Annotated in this window: 24 protein-coding genes; 11 read left to right on the forward strand and 13 right to left on the reverse strand. The window is 60.7% G+C overall.

What is annotated here, in order from left to right; genetic code table 11:
- Nucleotides 1-54: 54 nt before the first annotated feature.
- Together PSH90_RS16265 and PSH90_RS16270 are read right to left on the reverse strand one after the other, a co-directional pair.
- Nucleotides 55-1,167 (reverse strand): succinylglutamate desuccinylase/aspartoacylase family protein, encoded by a 1,113-nt coding sequence (locus PSH90_RS16265; protein WP_073471250.1) that lies wholly within the window; start codon nucleotides 1,165-1,167, stop codon nucleotides 55-57.
- A 199-nt stretch (nucleotides 1,168-1,366) separates the two neighbouring features.
- Nucleotides 1,367-2,146 (reverse strand): ABC transporter substrate-binding protein, encoded by a 780-nt coding sequence (locus PSH90_RS16270; RefSeq protein WP_095182017.1) that lies wholly within the window; start codon nucleotides 2,144-2,146, stop codon nucleotides 1,367-1,369.
- 26 nt (nucleotides 2,147-2,172) lie between these two features.
- Between PSH90_RS16270 and PSH90_RS16275 the strand changes: the two genes are divergently transcribed.
- The gene (locus tag PSH90_RS16275) at nucleotides 2,173-2,418 is read left to right on the forward strand and encodes a hypothetical protein (RefSeq protein ID WP_095182018.1); all 246 of its coding nucleotides are present in this window, start codon (nucleotides 2,173-2,175) and stop codon (nucleotides 2,416-2,418) included.
- A 61-nt stretch (nucleotides 2,419-2,479) separates the two neighbouring features.
- Here PSH90_RS16275 and PSH90_RS16280 read toward each other — a convergent pair whose 3' ends face one another.
- Nucleotides 2,480-2,908 (reverse strand): rhodanese-like domain-containing protein, encoded by a 429-nt coding sequence (locus tag PSH90_RS16280; RefSeq protein ID WP_305381038.1) that lies wholly within the window; start codon nucleotides 2,906-2,908, stop codon nucleotides 2,480-2,482.
- Nucleotides 2,909-3,009: 101 nt separating this feature from the next.
- Here PSH90_RS16280 and ftrA point away from each other — a divergent pair, with 101 nt between their 5' ends.
- The 3 genes from ftrA to PSH90_RS16295 all read left to right on the forward strand — a co-directional run bounded on the left by ftrA (nucleotide 3,010) and on the right by PSH90_RS16295 (nucleotide 4,826).
- Nucleotides 3,010-3,999: a transcriptional regulator FtrA gene (gene ftrA / locus PSH90_RS16285; protein WP_258706886.1), complete on the forward strand. Its 990-nt coding sequence runs from the start codon at nucleotides 3,010-3,012 to the stop codon at nucleotides 3,997-3,999.
- Nucleotides 4,000-4,190: 191 nt separating this feature from the next.
- Nucleotides 4,191-4,514: a type II toxin-antitoxin system RelE/ParE family toxin gene (locus PSH90_RS16290; protein ID WP_305381039.1), complete on the forward strand. Its 324-nt coding sequence runs from the start codon at nucleotides 4,191-4,193 to the stop codon at nucleotides 4,512-4,514.
- 3 nt (nucleotides 4,515-4,517) lie between these two features.
- A complete protein-coding gene (locus PSH90_RS16295; protein ID WP_016775213.1) occupies nucleotides 4,518-4,826 on the forward strand; it encodes a helix-turn-helix domain-containing protein in 309 nt (102 codons plus the stop codon).
- Between the two features lie 134 nt (nucleotides 4,827-4,960).
- Here the strand turns inward: PSH90_RS16295 and PSH90_RS16300 are convergent, their stop codons facing one another.
- On the reverse strand, nucleotides 4,961-5,299 hold the full coding sequence (locus tag PSH90_RS16300) for an FKBP-type peptidyl-prolyl cis-trans isomerase (protein WP_305381040.1): 339 nt from the start codon (nucleotides 5,297-5,299) through the stop codon (nucleotides 4,961-4,963).
- Nucleotides 5,300-5,430: 131 nt separating this feature from the next.
- On the opposite strand from PSH90_RS16300, the gene PSH90_RS16305 reads away from it, so the two are divergent.
- Nucleotides 5,431-6,477 carry a M4 family metallopeptidase gene (locus tag PSH90_RS16305; RefSeq protein WP_305381041.1) on the forward strand — a complete coding sequence of 349 codons (1,047 nt, stop codon included), beginning with the start codon at nucleotides 5,431-5,433 and terminating at the stop codon, nucleotides 6,475-6,477.
- Nucleotides 6,478-6,491: 14 nt separating this feature from the next.
- A complete protein-coding gene (locus PSH90_RS16310) occupies nucleotides 6,492-6,803 on the forward strand; it encodes a protealysin inhibitor emfourin (protein ID WP_305381043.1) in 312 nt (103 codons plus the stop codon).
- A 21-nt stretch (nucleotides 6,804-6,824) separates the two neighbouring features.
- Here PSH90_RS16310 and PSH90_RS16315 read toward each other — a convergent pair whose 3' ends face one another.
- Complete coding sequence (locus PSH90_RS16315; protein ID WP_056789015.1) at nucleotides 6,825-7,133, reverse strand: RcnB family protein; 309 nt, start codon at nucleotides 7,131-7,133, stop codon at nucleotides 6,825-6,827.
- Between the two features lie 698 nt (nucleotides 7,134-7,831).
- Here PSH90_RS16315 and PSH90_RS16320 point away from each other — a divergent pair.
- Both PSH90_RS16320 and PSH90_RS16325 read left to right on the forward strand, forming a co-directional pair.
- A complete protein-coding gene (locus PSH90_RS16320; RefSeq protein ID WP_016775219.1) occupies nucleotides 7,832-9,124 on the forward strand; it encodes an MFS transporter in 1,293 nt (430 codons plus the stop codon).
- 12 nt (nucleotides 9,125-9,136) lie between these two features.
- Complete coding sequence (locus tag PSH90_RS16325; protein WP_282386705.1) at nucleotides 9,137-9,907, forward strand: substrate-binding domain-containing protein; 771 nt, start codon at nucleotides 9,137-9,139, stop codon at nucleotides 9,905-9,907.
- On the opposite strand, the gene PSH90_RS16330 is transcribed toward PSH90_RS16325, so the two are convergent.
- The gene (locus PSH90_RS16330; RefSeq protein ID WP_150741110.1) at nucleotides 9,897-10,811 is read right to left on the reverse strand and encodes a LysR family transcriptional regulator; all 915 of its coding nucleotides are present in this window, start codon (nucleotides 10,809-10,811) and stop codon (nucleotides 9,897-9,899) included. The genes PSH90_RS16325 and PSH90_RS16330 overlap by 11 nt on opposite strands.
- A 249-nt stretch (nucleotides 10,812-11,060) precedes the next feature.
- Between PSH90_RS16330 and PSH90_RS16335 the strand changes: the two genes are divergently transcribed.
- A complete protein-coding gene (locus PSH90_RS16335; protein ID WP_095182026.1) occupies nucleotides 11,061-12,869 on the forward strand; it encodes a monovalent cation:proton antiporter-2 (CPA2) family protein in 1,809 nt (602 codons plus the stop codon).
- Nucleotides 12,870-12,990: 121 nt separating this feature from the next.
- Here PSH90_RS16335 and hcnC read toward each other — a convergent pair whose 3' ends face one another.
- From hcnC to PSH90_RS16355, 4 genes are all read right to left on the reverse strand, one after another.
- Nucleotides 12,991-14,250: a cyanide-forming glycine dehydrogenase subunit HcnC gene (gene hcnC / locus PSH90_RS16340; protein ID WP_305381045.1), complete on the reverse strand. Its 1,260-nt coding sequence runs from the start codon at nucleotides 14,248-14,250 to the stop codon at nucleotides 12,991-12,993.
- Nucleotides 14,243-15,652: a cyanide-forming glycine dehydrogenase subunit HcnB gene (gene hcnB / locus PSH90_RS16345; RefSeq protein ID WP_305381046.1), complete on the reverse strand. Its 1,410-nt coding sequence runs from the start codon at nucleotides 15,650-15,652 to the stop codon at nucleotides 14,243-14,245. The genes hcnC and hcnB overlap by 8 nt, the downstream gene beginning before the upstream one ends.
- Nucleotides 15,649-15,963, reverse strand: a complete 315-nt coding sequence (locus PSH90_RS16350) for a (2Fe-2S)-binding protein (protein ID WP_056789002.1) — start codon at nucleotides 15,961-15,963, stop codon at nucleotides 15,649-15,651. Before PSH90_RS16350 ends, hcnB begins: the two co-directional genes overlap by 4 nt.
- A 419-nt stretch (nucleotides 15,964-16,382) precedes the next feature.
- The gene (locus PSH90_RS16355) at nucleotides 16,383-17,312 is read right to left on the reverse strand and encodes a hypothetical protein (protein ID WP_056788998.1); all 930 of its coding nucleotides are present in this window, start codon (nucleotides 17,310-17,312) and stop codon (nucleotides 16,383-16,385) included.
- 307 nt (nucleotides 17,313-17,619) lie between these two features.
- Here PSH90_RS16355 and PSH90_RS16360 point away from each other — a divergent pair, with 307 nt between their 5' ends.
- Together PSH90_RS16360 and PSH90_RS16365 are read left to right on the forward strand one after the other, a co-directional pair.
- Entirely contained in the window at nucleotides 17,620-18,303 is a 684-nt protein-coding gene (locus PSH90_RS16360; RefSeq protein WP_056788996.1) for a response regulator transcription factor, read from the forward strand.
- Nucleotides 18,281-19,675 (forward strand): HAMP domain-containing sensor histidine kinase, encoded by a 1,395-nt coding sequence (locus tag PSH90_RS16365; protein WP_217849334.1) that lies wholly within the window; start codon nucleotides 18,281-18,283, stop codon nucleotides 19,673-19,675. The genes PSH90_RS16360 and PSH90_RS16365 overlap by 23 nt, the downstream gene beginning before the upstream one ends.
- A 131-nt stretch (nucleotides 19,676-19,806) precedes the next feature.
- Here PSH90_RS16365 and PSH90_RS16370 read toward each other — a convergent pair whose 3' ends face one another.
- The 3 genes from PSH90_RS16370 to PSH90_RS16380 form a co-directional block, all read right to left on the reverse strand.
- The gene (locus PSH90_RS16370) at nucleotides 19,807-20,217 is read right to left on the reverse strand and encodes an SRPBCC family protein (protein WP_305381047.1); all 411 of its coding nucleotides are present in this window, start codon (nucleotides 20,215-20,217) and stop codon (nucleotides 19,807-19,809) included.
- Between the two features lie 21 nt (nucleotides 20,218-20,238).
- Nucleotides 20,239-21,036: an SDR family NAD(P)-dependent oxidoreductase gene (locus PSH90_RS16375; RefSeq protein ID WP_305381049.1), complete on the reverse strand. Its 798-nt coding sequence runs from the start codon at nucleotides 21,034-21,036 to the stop codon at nucleotides 20,239-20,241.
- A gap of 351 nt (nucleotides 21,037-21,387) precedes the next feature.
- Nucleotides 21,388-22,056 (reverse strand): HAD-IA family hydrolase, encoded by a 669-nt coding sequence (locus tag PSH90_RS16380; protein WP_305381051.1) that lies wholly within the window; start codon nucleotides 22,054-22,056, stop codon nucleotides 21,388-21,390.
- Nucleotides 22,057-22,058 lie beyond the last annotated feature (2 nt).

Genomic DNA, 22,058 nt, shown 5'->3' on the forward strand with positions numbered 1-22,058 from the left:
CCCTGTGGGAGCTGGCTTGCCAGCGATGGGGTCAGCAAATTCAGCGGAGAGCCATCAGTCGTTGGTGAGCTTCCCGGTTCTAAAAGGCACCCGCCCCGCCACTTTCGCCTGCCAGATCCCCGGCTCGGTATAACGCCCGCGATCAATCGCGAACAGCACCCCGCTGGTGCCGGCGCGCACGGTGGTCACGCGATCCTGCAACGGGTCAACAACCTCGAACAGCGCATCGCCCTGCTCTACCCACTCGCCGGCATTGCGCAAGAAACTGACCACGCCGTGGTGCGGGGCGAACAGATATTCGGTGCCTTCAAACGGCAGACCTTCACAACATTCGCTCGGCGCCGCCGGCCATTCGCCGCTGATGAAACCCTGCTCGGCGAGAAAGCCCAGAATCGCTTCACAATTGGCCTGAGCCTGATCGACGCGGGTGTCGCCCATGCTGCCCAGCTCCAGCGTTGTCGCCAGATTCGCCGCCGGAATCGCCGCGTTCGGGAATGCTTTGGCCAGACGCAACCATGGCGTCGAGCAGGACTCATCGAACGAGCTGCCACCGGAGTCTTCGCAGAGCAATGCCACGCCCGCCTTCAGCCGCGCCGCCAGCGATTGCCACTGCGGCCAGTGTTGCGGCAGCGCATAGAGGTGAATCGCAGCGTCGAAGTCGCAATGCAGATCGAGGGTGATGTCGGCGTCGCAGGCGTGGCGCAGCAACAAGCGGTGCAAGGCCTCCAGTTGCGAGGCCGGCGCCGGCAATTCTTCGAAGACTTGAGCCATGGCCTGGCGAATCAGCGCGACGTTGGCCTCGGCATCCGCGCCCAGACGCTCGCCCACCAGCGCTGCCACCGGGGCGCTGAGTTCGACGAACGCGCGGTTGAAATTCTTGCCGCTGCCCAGTTCGAAGCGGCCCATGTGATTGCCTTGCAGATGCTGATCCAGGCCGATCGGATTGGCCACCGGCACCAATTCGATAACACCCTGCAAACGGCCCTGCCGTTCCAGTTCGTTCAGGCGCAGCTTGAGTTCCCACGCGGTACGCATGCCCGGCAGTTCATCGGCGTGCAGGCTGGCCTGGATATACACCTTGCGGCTGCCGGCGCCGTAGCGGAACACGCTGAGGGAGCGCTCGCTGCCCAAGTGGCTCCAGGGCAGAACGTGGTCGATGCGTTGCATGAAAAACTCCTGAATAGCTGGGTTACGTAAAACCCTGTGGGAGCGAGCCTGCTCGCGAATGCGTCAGGTCAGACGATGACGATATCGAATGTCAGACCGCATTCGCGAGCAGGCTCGCTCCCACAGAGAATTTCCATCAATAAAAAAGCATAAAAAAAGTGGCCACCGCGCAAACGGGGCCACTTTTTTTCACGGCGTATTAATGGCCGTACACGTCAAAGTCGAAGTACTTGTCCTGGACTTTCTTGTACTCGCCATTGGCGCGGATTTCGGTGATGGCTTTGTTGAATTGCTCAGCCAGTGCGGTATCGCCCTTGCGCACGGCAATGCCAGCGCCGCCGCCGAAGTATTTGGCGTCTTCGTAGGTCGGGCCGACGAATTCGAAGCCTTTGCCGGCGTCGGTTTTCAGGAAACCATCGCTGAGGTTGACCGAGTCAGCGAGCATCGCGTCGATACGCCCGGAAACCATGTCGAGGTTGGCTTCCTGCTGCGAGCCGTAGCGCACCAGTTCGATCCCGGCCGGAACCAGCACTTCGGTCGCGTAGCGGTCATGGGTACTGGCACGCAGCACGCCGACTTTCTTGCCCTTGAGTTCGGTCAGCGGGTCTTTCACGCCCGAGCCTTCCTTCATCACAAAGCGTGCCGGGGTGTGGTAGTACTTGATAGTGAAATCGACGTTTTTCTTGCGATCGTCAGTGATGGTCATCGACGACAGGATCGCGTCGATTTTTTTCACTTTGAGTGCAGGGATCAGGCCATCGAACTCTTGCTCGACCCACGTGCATTTGACTTTCATCTGCGTGCACAGTGCGTCACCGATGTCCACGTCAAAACCAGTGAGTTTGCCGTCAGCGGTTTTCATCGAGAATGGCGGGTACCCGGCTTCGATACCGATGCGGATCGGCTTGGCGTCTTCGGCCACAGCGGTCAGGGACAACATCGACAGTGCCAGGGCACCGAACATCACTAGCTTTTTCATTTATTACTCCCGTGCGGAGGCTTTTATTGGCAGCTTTCGAGTCAGCGTTCGGTCATGGCGTTCTAACGGCAAAAACCGAAGTGGCCGGCAGTCTATGGCGGCGCGCACGGAGGCAATTGTTTTTAAGCGACAAATACTTACAGAACATCGGCGATCACTTTGACGAGAGTAAACGCGTGCGCCGTGTTGGTGCGAAGGATGTAGAACAAGACTGTTTTCAGAGCAAGAAACGCCGATCCCCCGTAGAGCTGCTGGAGGCTGCGATCTTTTGATCTTGTTTTTTTTGAGATCAAGATCAAAGGATCGCAGCCTCCGGCGGCTCCTACAGAAACGTCAGCATTCGCAGGCGACAGGTGTATTGGCGACTGACGCCGCGTGCAGTTCGAAACCTTCATCGAGCCATCCGGTGACGCCGCCGATCATCTCCTTGACCGGATAGCCCAATGCCGCCAGCTTCACCGCAGCCTTGTTCGCCCCATTGCAATGCGGCCCGGCGCAATAGACTACGAACAAAGTGTGTTTCGGGTAATCGGCCAAGCGCTCCGCCGTGAGCAAGCGTGTCGGGATATTGATCGCGCCGGGCACATGCCCGCGCTCGAACGCCAATGGGCCGCGCACATCCACCAGAACGAAGTCGACCTCACCGGCCTCTTGGCTACTGAACACGTCGGAACAATCGGTTTCGAAGGTCAGACGATTGCTGAAATGCATCAGGGCAATCGCCGAAGGTGCGGCGGGGATTTCGCGAACCAGGCTGGTCATGTTGTGTTGCTCCTTTGTCTGTGGGGGATGAACAGACTTTATCGAGACGGCGCTTGCCGCTACAGTGGCGCGCAAGACACCGACCGGGAGTTTTCCGCCAAATGCTCACTCAGCCCAATCTGGTTGCCATTCTGGCCTACGATGGCCTCTGCACATTCGAGTTCGGCATTGCCGTGGAGATCTTCGGCCTGGCCCGACCAGAGTTCGATTTCCCTTGGTACGAGCATGCGATTGCCGCAGTCGATCCAGGCCCGATGCGCGCCATGGGTGGCATTCAGGTGCTGGCCGATGGTGGCCTGGAATTGCTCGCCGAAGCGCGCACTATCGTCATTCCAGGCTGGCGCGACCGCAACGCCTCGGTACCGCCTGCGCTGATCGACGCGTTGCGTCAGGCCCATGACCGAGGCGCGCGGTTGCTGTCGATCTGCTCCGGGGTGTTCGTCCTTGCAGCCAGCGGCCTGCTCGACGGCCACCGCGCCACCACTCACTGGCGCTATACCAGCGAACTGGCGCAACGCTTCCCGGCCATCGAGGTCGATCCGGACGTGCTCTACGTCGACGCGGGCCAACTGATCACCTCCGCCGGAAGCGCCGCCGGCATCGACGCCTGCCTGCATCTGGTGACACGTGACTTCGGCACGCAGGTCGCCAACGCCGTCGCGCGGCGACTGGTCATGTCGCCACAACGCACCGGCGGCCAGGCCCAGTTCATCCCCACCCCGGTCAGCCCGACGCCCCGCAGCGACCTGTCGCGCGTCATGCAATGGGCCCGCGAACGCCTGCACGAACCACTGGAAGTCCGCGATCTGGCCAGCGAAGCGGCAATGAGCGAGCGCACGTTTCTGCGGCGCTTCACCGAAGCCAGCGGGCAATCGCCGAAAGCCTGGCTGCAACATGAACGCCTGGCGCGAGCGCGGGAGCTGCTCGAGAGCACCCATCAACACACCGAGCAGGTCGCCCAGCGCTGCGGCTATCGCTCGGTGGAGAGTTTTCGTGTGGCGTTCCGCAGCGTGGTGGGCGTACCGCCGTCGGTTTATCGGGAGCGGTTTGGGCGAAGCAACAAGCTTTCGCTCCATCCCGCAGCGTTTTAAGCGCTGACGTTGACGGCGAGGCCGGCAGAAACGCTCACGGTGAAAATTGTGAAACGGAAAATGCGGCTTGCTTTATATTGATTCTGATATAACCTGAAAATCAACCGGGCACTGGCATTTCTTGCAATAAAACTCACCGTCGCCGCTTACGTTCAGCTATTACGCTTTTCCTTTTGACACAGGACAAGCCGATGCCGAAACACAAGGGTGTGGTGTTCGTGGGAAGCGCGTTGAAAGATCTCAAAGCGTTCCCGGTTGATGCCCGAAGAGCGGCGGGGTTTCAGCTGGACCTGTTGCAACAGGGTGATGCCCCACTCGATTGGCGCCCTATGAAAACCGTAGGACGCGGTGTCAACGAAATCAGGATCACCGAGGACTCAGGGGCGTTTCGCGTGTTTTATGTAGTCAATCGACCTGAAGCAATCTATGTGCTTCACGCCATGCACAAAACCACACGTAAAACGGAAATTAGAGACATCGAACTGGCCCGGGCCAGATATCAGGAAATAGGTTAAGCCATGAAGGAACATCAAGACTCATCCCAACGATTTTCCAGTGTATGGGATGCATTGGAGGACACGCCTCAGGAAGCTGCCAACATGCGTCTGCGAGCCAAGCTCATGCGTTCGCTTTGCGAGACCATTCGAGCGTGGGAGCTTCCTCAAAAGGACGCGGCACAAAGATTGGGAATCTCGCAGCCACGCCTCAATGATGTACTCAACGGGAAAATCGACAAATTCTCGCTCGATGCATTGGTCAACCTGTCAGCTGCTGCAAGGCTGGAGGTGGACATTTGCTTTCCGTCAGGCCCGTTGCAATGGGCCTGACACTGGCTTTGCGTGGCAATGTCCACCCTGCATTCCGAGTTTTGAAATCGAGGGAGTTGAATAGCATTCAACTTCGCGGTTAACCATCGACATCATCCAGCTGCACAGGAGTTCCGCTGGATGATTCCTCCCCTTCAATCCTCCCGCGTCAAAACCTCCAGCAACTCAATTTCAAACACCAGATTCGAATTCGGCGGAATCTTGCCCATGGTCCGCTCGCCGTACGCCAGATGCGCCGGTACCAGCAATTTGCGTTTGCCGCCGACCTGCATGCCCATCAGCCCCTGATCCCAGCCTTTGATCACCCGGCCAGTGCCAATCACGCACTGAAACGGTTTGCCCCGGCTCCAGGACGAATCGAATTCAGTGCCGTCTTCCAGCCAGCCGGTGTATTGGGTGGTGATCAGCGCGCCTTTCACCGCGGCTTTGCCGTCGCCCGGTTGCAGGTCGATGATTTGCAGTTCGTCTGTCATGTCGTTGGCTCTCGAGATGTTCGCAGGCGGCGTTTTTCGCAGAATCCGGCGTCGATGGCAATCCATGGAACCGAAAACGCGCCTTGCCGCTCACATGTGTATCGACATCGTATGACGACAAGGATGCTTAGATGACCGACTCTCGATTGCTGCGCAGTTTCATCCCGCCCTACATCCTCAACCGCATCATCGCCCACGGTTCCGAGCCGCAGCGCAACGCCGCGATGCAGACGCTCAACCATGTGCGCAGCCTGCTGCCCAACCCCGGCCGCCCTTCGCAGCCGCCGGCGCGCGCGATTCTGCCGGAAGCGAGCAAGCCTGGCCTGGCGCGGCGCAGTGTGCATGATGCGCAGAACAAAATGCTCTTGCCGGGCATGCCGGTGCGCCTCGAGGGCCAGCCGGCGTCGGGGGATCCGGCGGTCGACGAGGCTTACGATGCGCTGGGCGCCAGCTATGATTTCTTTTGGAAGGTGCTTGGTCGCGACTCGATCGACAATCAGGGATTCGCGCTGATCGGCAGCGTGCATTACGGGCAAGCCTACGAAAACGCATTCTGGAATGGCGCGCAGATGGTTTTCGGTGACGGCGATGGCGAGATCTTCCAGCGCTTCACCCGCTCGCTCGACGTCATCGGCCATGAACTGGCCCACGGCGTCACCGAAAGCGAAGCCGGGCTGATTTATGCCAACCAGTCCGGCGCGCTGAACGAGTCGCTCTCGGATGTATTCGGCGTGTTGATTAAGCAATACATCCTCGGCCAAACCTCCGAGCAGGCAGACTGGCTGATCGGCGCCGACCTGCTGATGCCACAGATCCAAGGCAAGGGCCTGCGCTCGATGTCGCACCCCGGCACGGCATACGACGACCCGATGCTGGGCAAGGATCCGCAACCGGATCACATGCGCAAGTTCGTCATCACCAGCGAAGACAATGGCGGCGTGCACATCAACTCCGGCATTCCCAACCGCGCGTTTTACCTGGCAGCGCGAGCGTTTGGCGGCTTCGCTTGGGAAAAGGCCGGACACATCTGGTACGACACGCTGTGTGATGACCGTTTGAAACAGGACGCAACATTCGACGCGTTCGCGAAACTGACGATCGACCATGCTGACCAGCGCTTCGGCGCCGAAGCAGCCGACACGGTGCAGCAAGCCTGGGCACAGGTCGGTATCGAATAATCTGAGGAGACCGTATGAAAACGCTACCCGAGCTGGATAAAGATTCCGTTTTGCGCGTATCTCGCCAGGGTGGCGTTGCAGCGATTCACAGCCTGAGCCGCCCACGGGAAATCGAATTCGCGCAATGCGACATCAGTCAGCGTTCGAGAATATGCTCGGTGCTCGAAGGTTGCCTGCCACTGGACAGCAGCGAATCCGGCCGTGGGGATCAGCGCTTCTACCAGATTGAGGTGCGCTACCCGTCAGGGGAAATGGTGTTGAAGGTGCCAGAGGATCAGGCGCCTGGGGAGCTGGTGCAGCTTTGGGACAAGGGGGAGCTTCTGTAAACGCTCCCCCCGATGTTCAGGCTATTTCTCGACGGGATGCATCTCGACAATCGTGCCGTTGGTGATCATCACCATCACGTACTTGTCATTGATCTGCACCCACTGCGCCTGCTCGATCGGCGCTTTCAGACCTTTGGCTTTCCAGTTCTTAAGCGCCTTGTCTTCGCGCTGGTACATTTCCGGTGCGCGGTCGTTGACCTTCAACTGGCGGTCGCTGGTCGGCGATTGCACGGCGGGTTCGCTGGAGGTTTGCGCCGCTTGAACAACGGGCGTGATCCCGGCAATGCCGGCAACGAGGGCCAGGCTGGCGATTAGGGTTTTGCTGTTCATCGGTGAACCTCTTTCAGATGAGTAGTACCTGAACTCCGACTGCGTGGCGCAGGAAACATTCCTTGTTTTTTGCCGGAGGTGGCCGTCAGAAGGCTTTGTCCATCAGACCACCATCGCTGGCAAGCCAGCTCCCGCAGGGTTTTGTATTACAGCGCAATTATTGACCTGAGCTCCGGTCCTCTCCTACAAAACCAAGCAAAGCAAAGCAAGATCAAAAGATCGCAGCCTTCGGCAGCTCCTACAGTTGGATCGCGTGAATTCGATGGAAACGGGTTCACCTGCAGGCCGTCGTCGCGATCAGGCTCGCCCCCACCAGAAAAGCAAAGCAGCGCAGCTGCCCGCAGCGAAGGAACCCCGAGCCCGCGAGGGGCCGAACGTGGGAGCAAGCCTTTTGGGTTACCTTTTCGGCGTTTGGAAAAGGTGACTCGCCGTAAGGGCGAAACCTTAAGCAGCCGTTACCGCAGCAACGGATATGTACCCGGTCGACCGAAACAAATCATCACTTGACCAGGCGCCTTCGCGAGCAGGCTTGCTCCCACAAATGCGCCAGGCACTGAAGCCATTGATCCGCCCCACACATCAATCCATGCCAACAATGCAATTAACAGATTGTTACATCTGCGCCACCATCCACCTCAATAAAAACCGTGCGCCGCCTCTCCGTAGCGCACGTCATAAAAGCGGTGGAGTACTTTTCAATGACAGCCTCAATCCCAACCAACGGCTCGCGAGCCGGTGCCATCTTCCGGGTGACCTCGGGCAACTTCCTCGAACAGTTCGACTTCTTTCTGTTCGGCTTCTACGCCACGCAGATCGCGGCGGTGTTCTTCCCGGCGAGCAGCGAGTTCGCCTCCTTGATGATGACTTTTGCGGTGTTCGGCGCAGGCTTCCTGATGCGTCCGCTGGGCGCCATTGTGCTCGGCGCATACATCGATGACGTCGGCCGGCGCAAAGGTCTGATCGTCACCCTGTCGATCATGGCCAGCGGCACGATATTGATTGTGCTGGTGCCCGGATACGAAACCATAGGCCTGTTCGCCCCGGCGCTGGTGTTGATCGGGCGGCTGCTGCAAGGCTTCTCGGCCGGTGCGGAATTGGGCGGTGTCTCGGTGTATCTGTCCGAAATCGCTACGCCGGGCCGCAAAGGCTTTTTCACCGCTTGGCAGTCGGCCAGCCAGCAAGTGGCGATCATCGTCGCGGCAGCGCTGGGCTACGGTCTGAACCAGTGGATGGAGCCGCAAGCCGTGGCCGCCTGGGGCTGGCGCATTCCGTTTTTCGTCGGCTGCATGATCGTCCCGTTCATCTTCTTCCTGCGCCGCAACCTGGCGGAAACCGAAGAGTTCGCCGCACGCAAACACCGTCCAAGCATGCGCGAAGTGTTCCGCACCCTCGGCCAGAACTGGGGCGTGGTACTCGGCGGAATGTTGATGGTCGCGCTGACCACCACCGCGTTCTACCTGATCACCGTGTACGCACCGACCTTCGGTAAGACCGTGCTGCACCTGAGCACATCCGACGCGTTGCTGGTAACGCTGCTGGTGGGCGTGTCGAACTTCTTCTGGCTGCCGATTGGTGGTGCGTTGTCCGACCGTATCGGCCGTCGCCCAGTGCTGATCGGCATGGCCTTGCTTGCACTGGCCACGACTTATCCGGCGCTGTCGTTCCTGGTGCAGGCGCCGAGCTTCACCAACATGCTGCTGTCGCTGCTGTGGTTGTCCTTCATTTACGGCTTGTACAACGGCGCGATGATTCCGGCGCTGACCGAAATCATGCCGGTGGAAGTGCGCGTCGCCGGTTTCTCCCTGGCTTACAGCCTGGCCACGGCGATCTTCGGCGGTTTCACCCCGGCGATGTCGACCTTCCTGATCCAGTACACCGGCGACAAAGCCGCGCCAGGCTACTGGATGAGCATCGGTGCCCTGTGCGCGCTGTGCGCCACTCTTTACTTGTACCGCCGTGCCGGTGGTCGTCTGCAACCTGTCGCGGCCTGAGGAATACTCGCCATGAAAAAACTCTTTACTGTCACCGCCCTGCTCGCCGGTCTCGCCCTCAACTTCGCGGCCCAGGCCGAAGAACTCAGCGTGATGACCTCCGGTGGTTTCACTGCCGCCTACAAGATCCTCGGGCCGAAATTCGCCGCCGCAACGGGCAACACGCTCACCACCAGCCTCGGCCCGTCGATGGGCAAGGCGCCGGAAGCGATTCCCAATCGTCTGGCACGCGGTGAGCACGCCGACGTGGTGATCATGGTCGGTTACGCCCTCGATGAGCTGATCAAACAAGGCAAAGTCGACCCGGCCTCCCGCGTTGAACTGGCGGATTCGCGGATCGGCATGGTGGTGCGTGAAGGCGCGGCGAAACCGGACATCAGCAGCGTCGATGGCCTGAAGAAAACCCTGCTCGACGCACAGTCAGTGGCGTACTCCGACAGCGCCAGCGGCGTGTACATCGAGCAGCAGTTGTTCAAGAAACTCGGCATCGAAGACCAGCTGAAACCGAAGGCGAAAATGATTGCCAGGATCCCGGTCGGCTCGGTGGTTGCCACTGGCGACTATCAGTTGGGCTTCCAGCAGGTCAGCGAATTGCTGCCGGTGCCGGGCGTAAGCTTCGTCGCGAAGATTCCGGAATCGGTGCAGTCGGTGACACGTTTTGCCGCTGGCATTCCGGTCAAGGCCGAGCATCCGGAAGAAGCCAAGGCCCTGCTCGCCTACCTCGCTGCACCGGCCGCTCAGGCTGATGTACAGGCCACCGGGCTGGATTCGGTCAAGCGTTGATCGCTGGCGGCTGGACGCGCATCTCCACGACCAGCCGCTCCAGTTCCAGTGCCGCCGGGGTCAACGTGCGATCCCGGCGCTTGATGATGCCGACACTGCGCATCACCTGCGGCTCAATCAGTGGCACCCGCGTCAGGATCGGATGATCCGGCCCGGGCATCGCCATCAACGGCACCGCCGCCACGCCCAGCCCCGCCTCCACCAAGCCGATCATCGTCGTCACATGCCGCGTCTCGCAGATGCTCTGACGCTGCGGCACCACCCCGCCCAAGGCCTGATCAAGCAGAAAGCGATTGCCCGAAGTCTTGTCCAGCGCGATGTAATCCTGCTGATAGAACTCGTCCCAACTGACGCTGCTGCGCCCGGCCAGCGGATGATCGCGGCGGCAGGCGACAACGTAGCACTCCTGCACAAGCGGTTCGAACTCGACTTTGGCATCCTGCGTGCCGAGAAAACTCAAACCGAAATCCGCCTCGCCATTGACCACCGCACTCAACACATCGTGAGCGCTGGAATCGAGGACTTTGACCTTGATCCGCGGAAACTGCTGGTGATAGCGCGCGACCACGCGGGGCATGAAGTAGTAGGCCGCCGAGGGCACGCAGGCGACGGTGACATGGCCCAGACGGGTCGAGGCGACTTCGCTGATGCCGAGCAAGGCAATGTCGAGATCATCCAGCAAGCGTTCGACGCTGGGCATGAAGCCGCGCCCGGCCTGGGTCAGGCTGACCTTGCGCGTGGTGCGCTCGAACAGTTTCACGCCGAGGGCATCTTCGAGCTTTTCAATGCGCCGGCTCAGCGCCGGTTGTGACAGGCGCACAGTGTCGGCAGCCTTGCGAAAACTGCCCTGCTCGACCACCGCGCGAAAGGCTTGTAGGTCGTTGAGGTCGAAGTTGATGGCCATGGCGTTTCCGGAAATTGATGCGCAGGGGTTATAAATGTAACTAGTTGATGCAAATTATTACAGACCTGATGGAAGCTGCCCTTGTGGGAGCGAGCCTGCTCGCGAACGCGGGGCATCAGTCAATGGATAGGTGGCTGACCCGGCGCATTCGCGAGCAGGCTCGCTCCCACATTGGTTCTCGAATGGTCTGGAGACCGCGTAACCCTTATCCTTGTCACCCCCGCCGTAGCCGTAGTCAGGAGTCGTTCCATGCCCCATGAAGGCAATCTGTTGCAAGCCGCCGTCGTGTTTCTGTTCGCGGCCGTGCTCACCGTGCCTTTGGCCAAACGTCTGCAACTGGGCGCGGTGCTCGGTTATCTGTTTGCCGGGGTGATCATCGGCCCGTCGGTGCTCGGTCTGATCGGCAACCCGCAAAGCGTTGCGCATATTTCCGAGCTGGGCGTGGTGTTGCTGCTGTTCATCATCGGCCTCGAATTGTCGCCGCGGCGCTTGTGGGTGATGCGCAAATCGGTGTTCGGCGTCGGTCTGGCGCAGGTGCTGTTGACCGCTTCGGTGATCGGCGTGCTGGCACTGGCGGTGTTCGGCCAGCCGCTGAACAGCGCGATTGTCCTGGGCCTCGGTCTGGCGCTCTCCTCCACGGCGTTCGGCCTGCAAAGCCTCGCCGAACGCAAGGAACTGACCAGCCCCCACGGGCGTCTCGCGTTTGCGATTCTGCTGTTCCAGGACATCGCCGCGATTCCATTGATCGCCCTGGTGCCGATGCTCGCCGGCGTCGATCATCACACCAGCACCGCCGACGATATTCGTCACAGCTTGCAGGTGCTCGGCGGCATTGCCGTGGTGGTGATCGGCGGACGGTATCTGCTGCGTCCGGTGTTCCGCGTGGTGGCAAAAACCGGGCTGCCGGAAGTGTCCACCGCCACCGCGTTGCTGGTGGTGATCGGCACGGCGTGGCTGATGGATCTGGTCGGTGTGTCGATGGCGCTGGGTGCGTTTCTCGCTGGACTGCTGCTGGCGGATTCGGAATACCGGCATGAGCTGGAAGCGCAGATCGAACCGTTCAAGGGCCTGCTGCTCGGGCTGTTTTTCATCAGCGTCGGCATGGGCGCCAATCTCAGCCTGTTGTTGAGCGCGCCGATCACCGTATTGGGCCTGACCTTGTTGCTGATCGGTCTGAAATTGCCGCTGCTGTTCGTGGTTGGGCGCTTGGCAGGAGGATTGAACAAGATCAGCGCAATCCGCCTCGGCATCGTCCTTGCCGCCGGCGGTGAGTTTGCGTTCGTGGTGTTCAAGATCGGTCGCGATCAGGGCCTGTTCGAGCCGCGTCTGTACGACCTGCTGGTGCTGACCATCACCCTGTCGATGGCGCTGACGCCGTTGTTGCTGTTGATCTGCGCGCGTCTGGTCAGCCCGAAAGTGCAGCCGGTGGAAGTGCCGGAGAAATTCCGCGAAATCGACACCGAAGCGCCGCGCGTGGTGATTGCCGGCATGGGCCGGATGGGCCAGATCGTGGCGCGGATTCTGCGCGCGCAGAACATCAAGTTCGTTGCGCTGGACACCTCGGTGGAAACCATCGAACTGTCACGCAGCTTCGGCGGCGTACCGGTGTTCTACGGCGACCCGATGCGCCCGGAAATCCTTCACGCGGCGAAGGTCGGCGAGGCGGAATATTTCGTCATCGCCACGGACGATCCGGAGACCAACATCAAGACTGCCGAAGTGGTGCACAAGCTGTATCCGCACATGAAAATCATCGCCCGCGCGCGTAACCGTCAGCACGTGCATCGCCTGGTTGATGTCGGCGCGGAAGCGATTCGTGAGACCTATTATTCGAGTCTGGAAATGAGCCGGCGCACGCTGGTCGGCCTCGGTCTGACGCAAGCCCAGGCCGATGCGCGGATCAAGCGTTTCAAGCATCACGACGAACAGGTGCTGGAGGCGCAACACGCCGTCTACGACGATGCCGCCAAAGTCCTGCAGACCGCCCAGGAAGCCCGGGCGGAACTGGCCAAATTGTTTGAATCGGATCAGCTCGAAGAGGAAGCCCGAAAATCCTGATCGTGCCTTGCCCAGAACCAACTGTGGGAGCGAGCCTGCTCGCGAAAGCGTCGTATCAGTCACCCAATACTTCACTGACAGATTGCATTCGCGAGCAGGCTCGCTCCCACAGGGGATTGGGTCAGACCAGTTCCAGCGCGGGCGCAGGCTCGACGGCTGTGACTGCAAACCGATCCGCCAGAAACGGCGTGATATCCAGCGGCAAGGGCTCGTCATTCACCAGTTTATCCAGCAGCACACCGGTAATCGCTGAGGTCAGAATGCCGGTGCGGAAGTGCCCGCAAGCATTCAGATAACCCTCGACCCCACGCATCGGCCCGAGGATCGGCAACTCATCCGGCGAGCCCGGGCGCAGCCCCGCCCAGGTGCGCTTCAGATTGACGTCCACAAGCTCCGGCAGACAGCGCACCGCGCCCTGCACCAGCCCGGCGATTTCCGGGTAGGTGGTGGTGACGTCGAAGCCTTTGTCTTCGGTGGTGCTGCCGATAAGGATTTCGCCGTTGTCCTTTTGCGCCACGTAGCAATCGCTGGTGGTCAGGCAGCCGTTGAGGATTTTCGGCATGCGTTCGGTCAGCAGAATCTGCCCTTTCACCGGTTTCACCGGAATGCGAATCCCCGTGGCCCACTCACTCAGATCCGCCGCCCAGGCACCGGCGGCGTTGATCAGCGTCTTGCAGTGGAACACCCCCGCCTCCGCCGTCTGCACACCCGTCACGCGAGTGCCGTGATGCAGCACGCCGGTGACGTTGGTGTTGACGAAGATATCGACGCCGTTCTGCCGCGCGCCTTCCATGTAGGCATCAGCGAGGCGGAACGGGCTGACCTGATGATCGCAGAGAAACTCCAGCGCCCCGTGCGCCTCATGGCTGACACTCGGTTCCGCCGCGCGCAACGCCGCCTGATCGAGCCAGCGCACTTGATCAGCCAGATGCGGAATGCAGCCGACGATGTGCTCGGCGTAGAGCCGGTCTTCATCGTCATAGATCACGAATTTCAATCCGGTCTTCTCGAACTTGCAATCCATGCCGTGGTTGTCTTTCAGCTCGCGGTGCAGCGCCGGGTACAGCGCGTTGGACTGCAAGGCAAAATCGAAAAACGACGCCGGCAAGATATGCGGCGTACTGGCGTCCACCGCCACCGCTGCGCCCTGGGTTTCGCGCTTGCGGTTGGCCGACATCATGCGAAAGAAAATCACCCCGCAACCGAGGCCGACCGACTCGCCGATCGCCCATAAACCACCCGCCGAAGCACGGGTCGCATTGCCGGGGCGCTTGGCGTCGATCAGTGCCACCTTGAGATCTTTGCGTTTGGACAATTGGTAGGCGCAGGAGGCGCCGATCACTCCGCCACCGGCAATGACCACGTCGTAGAACTTACTCATGGCAAGCGCCCTCCTTGCCGAGGGACTGGAACGCGGAAAACGGCACCGGATCAATCGGGAAGCGCGGGCGCAACCAACCGACATCCTGACGTCCGGTAGCCTGGCGCAAACGATCGCTGCAATAGCCGACGCACATCCGCCCCTGACAATCGCCCATGCTCACGCGGGTGCGCATTTTCAGGCTGGCGATGTCTTGCACACCCTGCTCCAGCGCCAGATCGATGTCGGCGCGGGTCGCATGTTCGCAGCGGCAGATCACCGTGTCGGCTGCGGGCAAAGCGATCTGACCAACGCCGCGCTCGGTGTAGCGATCCACCGCCGCACGAAAGCGCACGATGGCTCTGAGCTTGCTCGCGTAACGATCGCGGCGCACCCGGGCCAGCTCGGCGTCGAGCACACCGCGTTGCAGCAGGATCGAAGTGGCGGCGATCTTGCCCGCCAGCATCGCCGCTTCACCGCCGCGGATCCCGCCCATGTCGCCGGCCAGATGCACATGCGCCACGCTGCTTTGCTGCCAGACATTGGCGTGCGCACGCAGGTAGCCATCGTCGCTGAAGCCGTGATCAAGGCCCATCTGCTGGCTCAATTGCGTGCGCGGAATAAAACCGTAACCGAACGCCAGCGTCTGCGCTTCGAAACGCTCGACCCGCGACAGATCTGCCTCCCACGTCGGCGAATACGGCGCGACGCTAACGCTTTTCAGCTCGCCGTCGCCATGGGCTTCAACCACGCCCCAACCATACTTCATCGGGATGCCGTGCAACTTGAGGTAAGCGAGCATGCTCAAGCCGTCGAGGAACAGCTGCGGCTTGTTCAGCAGCGCCAGACTCTCGCGGGCGATCTTGCCGAATGCGCAAGCCTCATAGACGCCGGCGACGCGCACGCCAGAGGCATGCAACTGGGTCGCAACCAGCGGCAGCAACGGCCCGGTGCCGGCGATGATCACCGGCCCTTGCGGCTTGACCACGCCACTCTTGATCTGCAATTGAAGACCACCGAGCAGAATCACTCCCGGCAACGTCCAGCCGGGAAACGGCACGCTGCGTTCGTGACATCCAGCGGCCAACAGCAGTTGCGGATAAGCGATCTCGTGCAGTTGCTCATCACCGTCGAGCACCACCACTGCGCGGGTGCCTTCGGCGCCGACCACGCGATGGTTGAGGCGCACGTCAATCAGCCCCGATTGCTGCTGAAATTCGCCGTGCAGTTTGTCCAGTGCTTCGGAATAACGCGGGCCGAGATAATCCAGTTGCACACCATCACGCAGCGGCCCGCGATAGACCACGCCGCCGAGGCGCGAAGCCTCTTCGAGCAAGGTGCAGCGCACGCCGTGGCGCGCCAGTTCGATGGCCGCCGCCATTCCCGCCGGCCCGCCGCCGACAATCAACGGTTGCAGGCTCATACAACCTCCTGCCCGACGACGCGGTTGACTTGGGTTTCAATCAGCATGCCGTCGCGCACCACGGTCTGGCAGGCGCGGCGCTTGTGCCGACCGTTGATTTTCACCAGACAGCACTGGCATACGCCCATGCCGCAATAGGCGCCGCTGATCTGATCGTGATCGTTGCGTGCGATCTGGCGCACGCCGAGGGACTGGATGACGCTGAGAACGGTTTCGCCGATGGCGGCGCTGACCGCTTGGCCATTGATGTGCACGGTCATGTCCGCCTGCACCAAGGGCTGGATATCGAAGGTTCTTTCTAGGCAGTTCATTACGGTATTCGTCCGTGAAGATTCAGTTGAGGTTGTGACAGCTCCTTGCTGCACTACGCCTCGTCGACGCTTTTTTATTGCTGTGTTTTCAACGTCGACGCGGATACTTCGTCAGCGCAACAAGGTGCGCGACAAGCACTGTAGCTCATACCTCAGCAAAGGCCTGGATCATTTACGGTAGGCGATATCGCCAGGGGAAATATTGATCCAGGCCAGTGAAGATGGCGGGATGGAAACGGTTAGTTGGAGAAGACGAACTGGCCCCGCAGAATGCAAAAAGCCGCTTTCACCCGAAGATGAAAGCGGCAGAGGCATCCTGCCTCAGAGGGATCAGTGTACGAACAGGGCGATCAGGATGATGATCGGGATCGGTACGCCGAGGAAAAACAGCAGTAATGAGCGCATGGTGACTCTCCTTTTTAACGGACCGGAGTGGTAGTGGTGTAGGTGTCGACTTCAACGTACTCGACTGCATCGCGACGACGACCGCCGAAGGTGGCTGCCAGGCTGGCGAAGAACGCACCGGCCAGCAGCGCGACGAACATCCACAGCGAGGTGTAGGCAGCGACTTTGGCGGCGGTATCGGCCGCTTGCTGAGCTTTCAGTTTGGCGTCAGCGATGGCTTTCTGGGTGTTGGCGTAGATTTCGTCGACACGACGTTCAGCATCGGCCTGGCTCAGATTGGTACGTTGCGATACCAGTTGTGCGAGGTAGGTACGGTCTTCGGCGCTGAGCTGACCGTTGGCCAGGCTTTGCGTGAAGATGCGGGTCACAGTGCCGCGTGCAGCGTCATCGCTGACGGCAGCAGGACGATCATCGCGGAACAGGCTGTCGACGAAGTAGCCGTACTGATCGCTGTCAGTATTGGCTGCGGCAGAGCCGGCGGCCTGGCTCATCGCACCGGCAGCACCGCCGACTACGTTGGCACCCGCCTGCACACCGCCACTGACGACGCTGCTGACCGAACCGACCACCAGCACAGCGGTCACCAAAGTAGCGACGCACCAGGCGAGGAAACCATGTGCGGTGTCGCGGAAGTAGACTTCGTCACCGTGCATGTTGGCCCACTTAACGCGCAGACGGCCGGCAATGTAGCCGCCCATGCCGGAAGCGATGATCTGCGTCACCGCCAGCCAGACGATCGTTGAAATGCCCAGGCCCTTGGCGCTGACGCCTTCTCCGGCCCACGGTGATACAGCCGAAAAGCCCAGGCCAAACCCGAGCAGCACCAGAATCATCGACAGCGCGGCGGCAGCCGCAGCACCGGCGAAGATCGCGCCCCAGGACACGCCTGACACGCTGCTCGACTCTTCCAAGGCAGGATAATAGCCATCAGGGGATCTATTCATTGTTGTAGTGCTCCAGGCATGAAAAATGGTGTTACAAGTCGTCGTGTGAGGAATTGCAGTGACCGTGCCAGTCGCACACTTTTAATAACTCCTCTTCTTTCAATGAGTTACAAAACTTGAACTTCCTCGGACCGTGCAACTTGCAATAAAGCGCATCCGATTGCGGGTTTTCTGCATTAACCAAAGCGTGGCAAATCCGATCAGTTCTGATTCACCAGGCGACGAAGATGAAAGTTAATTTAAAGCGCCACGGCAAATTCTTGGCAAAATGCTGCCATTCCGTTTGAACCGATCAGCAGGCCTGCCTATGACTCGTATCTTGACCATCGAAGACGACGCCGTGACCGCGCGGGAAATCGTTGCCGAACTGAGCAGCCACGGGCTGGACGTCGACTGGGTCGACAATGGCCGCGAAGGCCTCGACCGCGCCGTGAGCGGCAACTACGACCTGATCACCCTTGACCGCATGCTGCCCGAGCTGGATGGTCTGGCCATCGTCACCACCCTGCGCACCATGGGCGTGGCGACGCCGATTCTGATGATCAGCGCCCTCTCCGACGTCGATGAGCGCGTGCGCGGCTTGCGCGCGGGTGGCGATGACTACCTGACCAAGCCGTTCGCCACCGATGAAATGGCCGCGCGGGTCGAAGTGTTGCTGCGCCGGCAGAACAGCGTCGCCACCCAGGCCACCACGCTGAAAGTCGCCGACCTCGAGCTCGACCTGATCAGCCACGAAGCCCGCCGCGCCGAGCAGGTGCTGACGCTGTTGCCCACCGAATACAAACTGCTCGAGTTTCTGATGCGCAACAGCGGCCAGATTCTCTCGCGGATGATGATTTTCGAAGAGGTCTGGGGTTATCACTTCGACCCGGGCACCAACCTCATCGACGTGCATATCGGCCGGCTACGCAAGAAGATCGACGCAGCCGGCAACGTTCCGCTGATCCGCACGGTACGGGGCTCGGGCTATGTCATTGCCGAACCCGTCTGACGGCTGGCGCTCCTCCAGCAGTCGCTTGCTGGCGCTGTACAGCTCGCTGTTCGTGGCGTGGAGCGCGATCCTCATGGGGGTCATGTATTACGAGGTGTCCGGCTACCTCGACAAACTGGCCAAACATTCGTTGATGCAACGTCAGCACCTGTTCTCGCATTTTCGCGGCGAGCAACTCGAAGACGCGCTCGCGGCCAGCATGACCTTCGATATTCGCGGTATCGACGCCTATGGTCTGTTCAGCGCTGACGGTGTTTACCTGGGCGGCGCACTCCAGCAAATTCCCGAAGGACTGCCGCTGGATGGCAAGATCCATATGCTCGCCGAGTGCGCCGATTCCGATGACCCGACCCTGCCGAGCGACAGCTGCGATGCCGTAGCCACGCAAACCCGTGACGGGCGCTGGCTGGTGCTGCTGCGTGACAATGGCTCGCTGTTCGCGGTGACGCGGATCATTTTGCACGCGTTGTTCTGGGGCGTGTCGTTGACGATTATTCCCGGGGTCGCCGGTTGGCATCTGCTGCGGCGTCGACCGTTGCAGCGCATCCGCGCGATCCAGAACAGCGCCCAGGCCATCGTTGCCGGCGACCTGACGCACCGCTTGCCGCTGTCCAATCGCCGCGATGAACTGGACATGCTCGCCGCCATCGTCAACGCCATGCTTGAGCGCATCGAGCGCTTGATGAACGAGGTCAAAGGCGTCTGCGACAACATCGCCCACGATTTGCGCACGCCGCTGACCCGCCTGCGCGCGCAGTTGTATCGCATGCAGCAACAGGCCGGCGAAGGTTCGCAAGAAGCGGCGCAACTGGACTTGGTACTGGCTGAAGCGGATACCCTGATGGCGCGCTTTCGCGGTTTGTTGCGGATTTCCGAGCTGGAGGATCGCCAGCGCCGTTCAGGTTTCGTCGAACTTGATCCGGTGCGTTTGCTGGAGGAGTTGCACGAGTTCTATCTGCCGCTGGCCGAGGAAGGCGATCTGCGTTTCCAGTTGAACATGCCGGAGACGCTGCCGCCGCTCAATGGCGACCGCGCACTGCTGTTCGAAGCGTTGGCGAACCTGTTGAGCAACTCGATCAAATTCACCCCGCCCGGCGGCACGGTGATGTTGCGTGGGGTCAATGCCGGTGGGCAGACGCGGATCGAGGTGCACGATTCAGGCCCGGGGATTCCCGAGGCGGAACGTGAGGCGGTGTTCCAGCGGTTTTACCGCACCGAGGGTGGCCAGCCGCAGAGTGGTTTTGGTCTGGGGTTGTCGATCGTTGCGGCGATAGTCAGCCTGCACGGCTTCAGTCTTGAGGTGGGCGGCAGTGATTTGGGTGGGGCGAAACTGGTGCTGGATTGTCGGCAGAGTTTGATCAGTCAGGCCTGACGTCTCGCGCCGATCGTTCCCACGCTCCGCGTGGGAATGCCTCAAGGGACGCTCCGCGTTCCGGCTTTCGAAATGGGACGCAGAGCGTCCCGGGCTGCATTCCCACGCAGAGCGTGGGAACGATCGGCGTCTCAGGTCGGGTAATTCGCCCGCAAGGCTTCGAGCCCGCCCTGGTAGATGCCGTTGAACAGCGCCACCACTTCTTCATCGCTCACGCCGACCGCATTGAAGCGCCCCGACCACGTCACCCGCGCGCCATGCCCTTGGGCTTCAACCTTGATCGTCGCCAGGTAATCGCTGGCCGGAAACGGTGCCTGTTCGATCGAATAGCTGTACGTTCGGGCAGCGTTGTCGAAAGTCTGCAGACGTTCGACCACTACGCCGCCGTCAGCGGTGTGCAGGGTGCGCACTCGCCCGCCTTCGCTCAGTTCGCTGTTGGTGATCAACGGCAGCCAGTCCGGCAGCGTGTTGAAGCCGCCGATCAATTGCCAGACCTGATCGGCCGAGGCCGGGATGTCGATGGTTGCGGATGCAGTTGGCATAAAACCTCTCTTTTGGAAAATTCAGATAGTCAGGCTGTCGACCACACCGCCATCAACGCGCAAGGCTGCGCCCGTGGTGGCCGAGGACAGTGGTGAAGCAATGTACGTGACCAGATGCGCCACTTCCGAAACATCCGCCACGCGCTGGATGATCGAGGTCGGACGGGCCTTGCGCACAAAGGCGTCGGCTTCGTCGCGCAGCTCGCGCCCGGACTCGGCGGCCGCGTCTCTGAGCATGTCCTGCAGACCATCCGTGAAAGTCGGCCCCGGCAGGATTGCATTGACCGTGACACCGGTACCAGCCAGACGTTTGGCCAGGCCGTGGGACACCGCGAGGTTGGCGCTTTTGGTCACGCCGTAATTGAGCATGTCCGCCGGCGTCGCCACGCCGGATTCCGATGACAGAAAGATCACCCGGCCCCAGCCCTGCTCAACCATCGCCGGCACATAATGCCGCGCCAGGCGCACGCCGGAAATCACGTTGACCTCGTAGAAGCGCGTCCACTCGCTGTCGGGAGTCTCGAAGAAATCGACGTCGTTGAAGATGCCGAGGTTGTTCACCAGAATGTCCGCGCGCGGTTCGGCGGCGAACAGCTTTTCCGCGCCCTCGGCCGTGCCCAGATCAGCGGTCAGACCGCGCAACTGCGCGCTGGGCACCGCTTCGCGTATGCTCGCCAGCGCCTGCTCGACCTTTGCCGTGTCACGACCGATCACCACCACCGTCGCCCCGGCTTCGGCCAGCGACTGGCTGATGCCCAGACCGATGCCGGCAGTGCTGCCGCTAACGATGGCCAGTTTTCCACTCAGATCAATCTTCATGCGTTTACCTCATTAGCAAGGAGTTCCACCGCGCTCGACTTTGGCGACGATTTCACAAGCATGGATCAGCGTAGTTGCGATATTGCCGGCATGGTTGAGCTGCCGACCGGTGACGGGGATGTTGTTTGATCGACGATCCCCTGTGTCTGGCAGACCGTAGCCCCTCACCCTAGCCCTCTCCCGGGGGAGAGGGAACCGATCGAGTTGTGCTGAGTTTGCCCTCGACCTGAAAGACCATAGCGATTATGGATTCAGAGAAGACCTTTCACGTCGGCGTATTACCTGAATATCCCCCGGTCAGTCCCCTCTCCTTCCGGGAGAGGGCTAGGGTGAGGGGCATTTCGGAACAGATCAGATTTCCGTCAGACGAAGCAGACCATCGGCGCCGACCCTGACGCCGATCGCATCGTAACTGGCCAACGTCGCATGCGCCGTTTCGATCGGGTGCTGGTGCGTGGTGGTGATGATCATCAACGCCGCGCCCGCCGCTTCCGCAGCCTGAATACCAACCGTGGCGTCTTCAAAAATCAGACAGTCAGCCGGCTCGACTCCCAGCTCATTTGCAGCCAAGAGATAACCCGCAGGATCAGGCTTGCCAGCCTTTACATCTTCCGCCGTGATCATGACCGCCGGCTCGGGGATACCCGCCGCCGCCATCCGCCGCAACGCCAGATCGCGAGGCGCAGAAGTCACCATTGCCCAGCGATCTTTCGGCAGACCGTTGAGAAATGCCGCCGCCGCAGGAATCTCGACAATGCCTTCAACGTCATTGATTTCCGCTGCGGTGATGAACGCCGCTTGTTCATCGGCATCCACTCCCGGCAGATTCAGCCGGGTGATGGTGTCGATCGCACGTGCGCCATGTATGGTCGGCAAAAACGTCTCGACATCAACACCATGACGCACCGCCCACGCTGACCAGATGCGCTCGGCGGCGGCGATGGAATTGAGGACGGTGCCGTCCATGTCGAACAGGAACGCGCCGAATGCGCGATCAAAAACCGATGCTTGTGCAGACAAAA

The sequence above is a fragment of the Pseudomonas sp. FP1762 genome, assembly GCF_030687105.1.
GTDB lineage: Bacteria > Pseudomonadota > Gammaproteobacteria > Pseudomonadales > Pseudomonadaceae > Aquipseudomonas > Aquipseudomonas siliginis.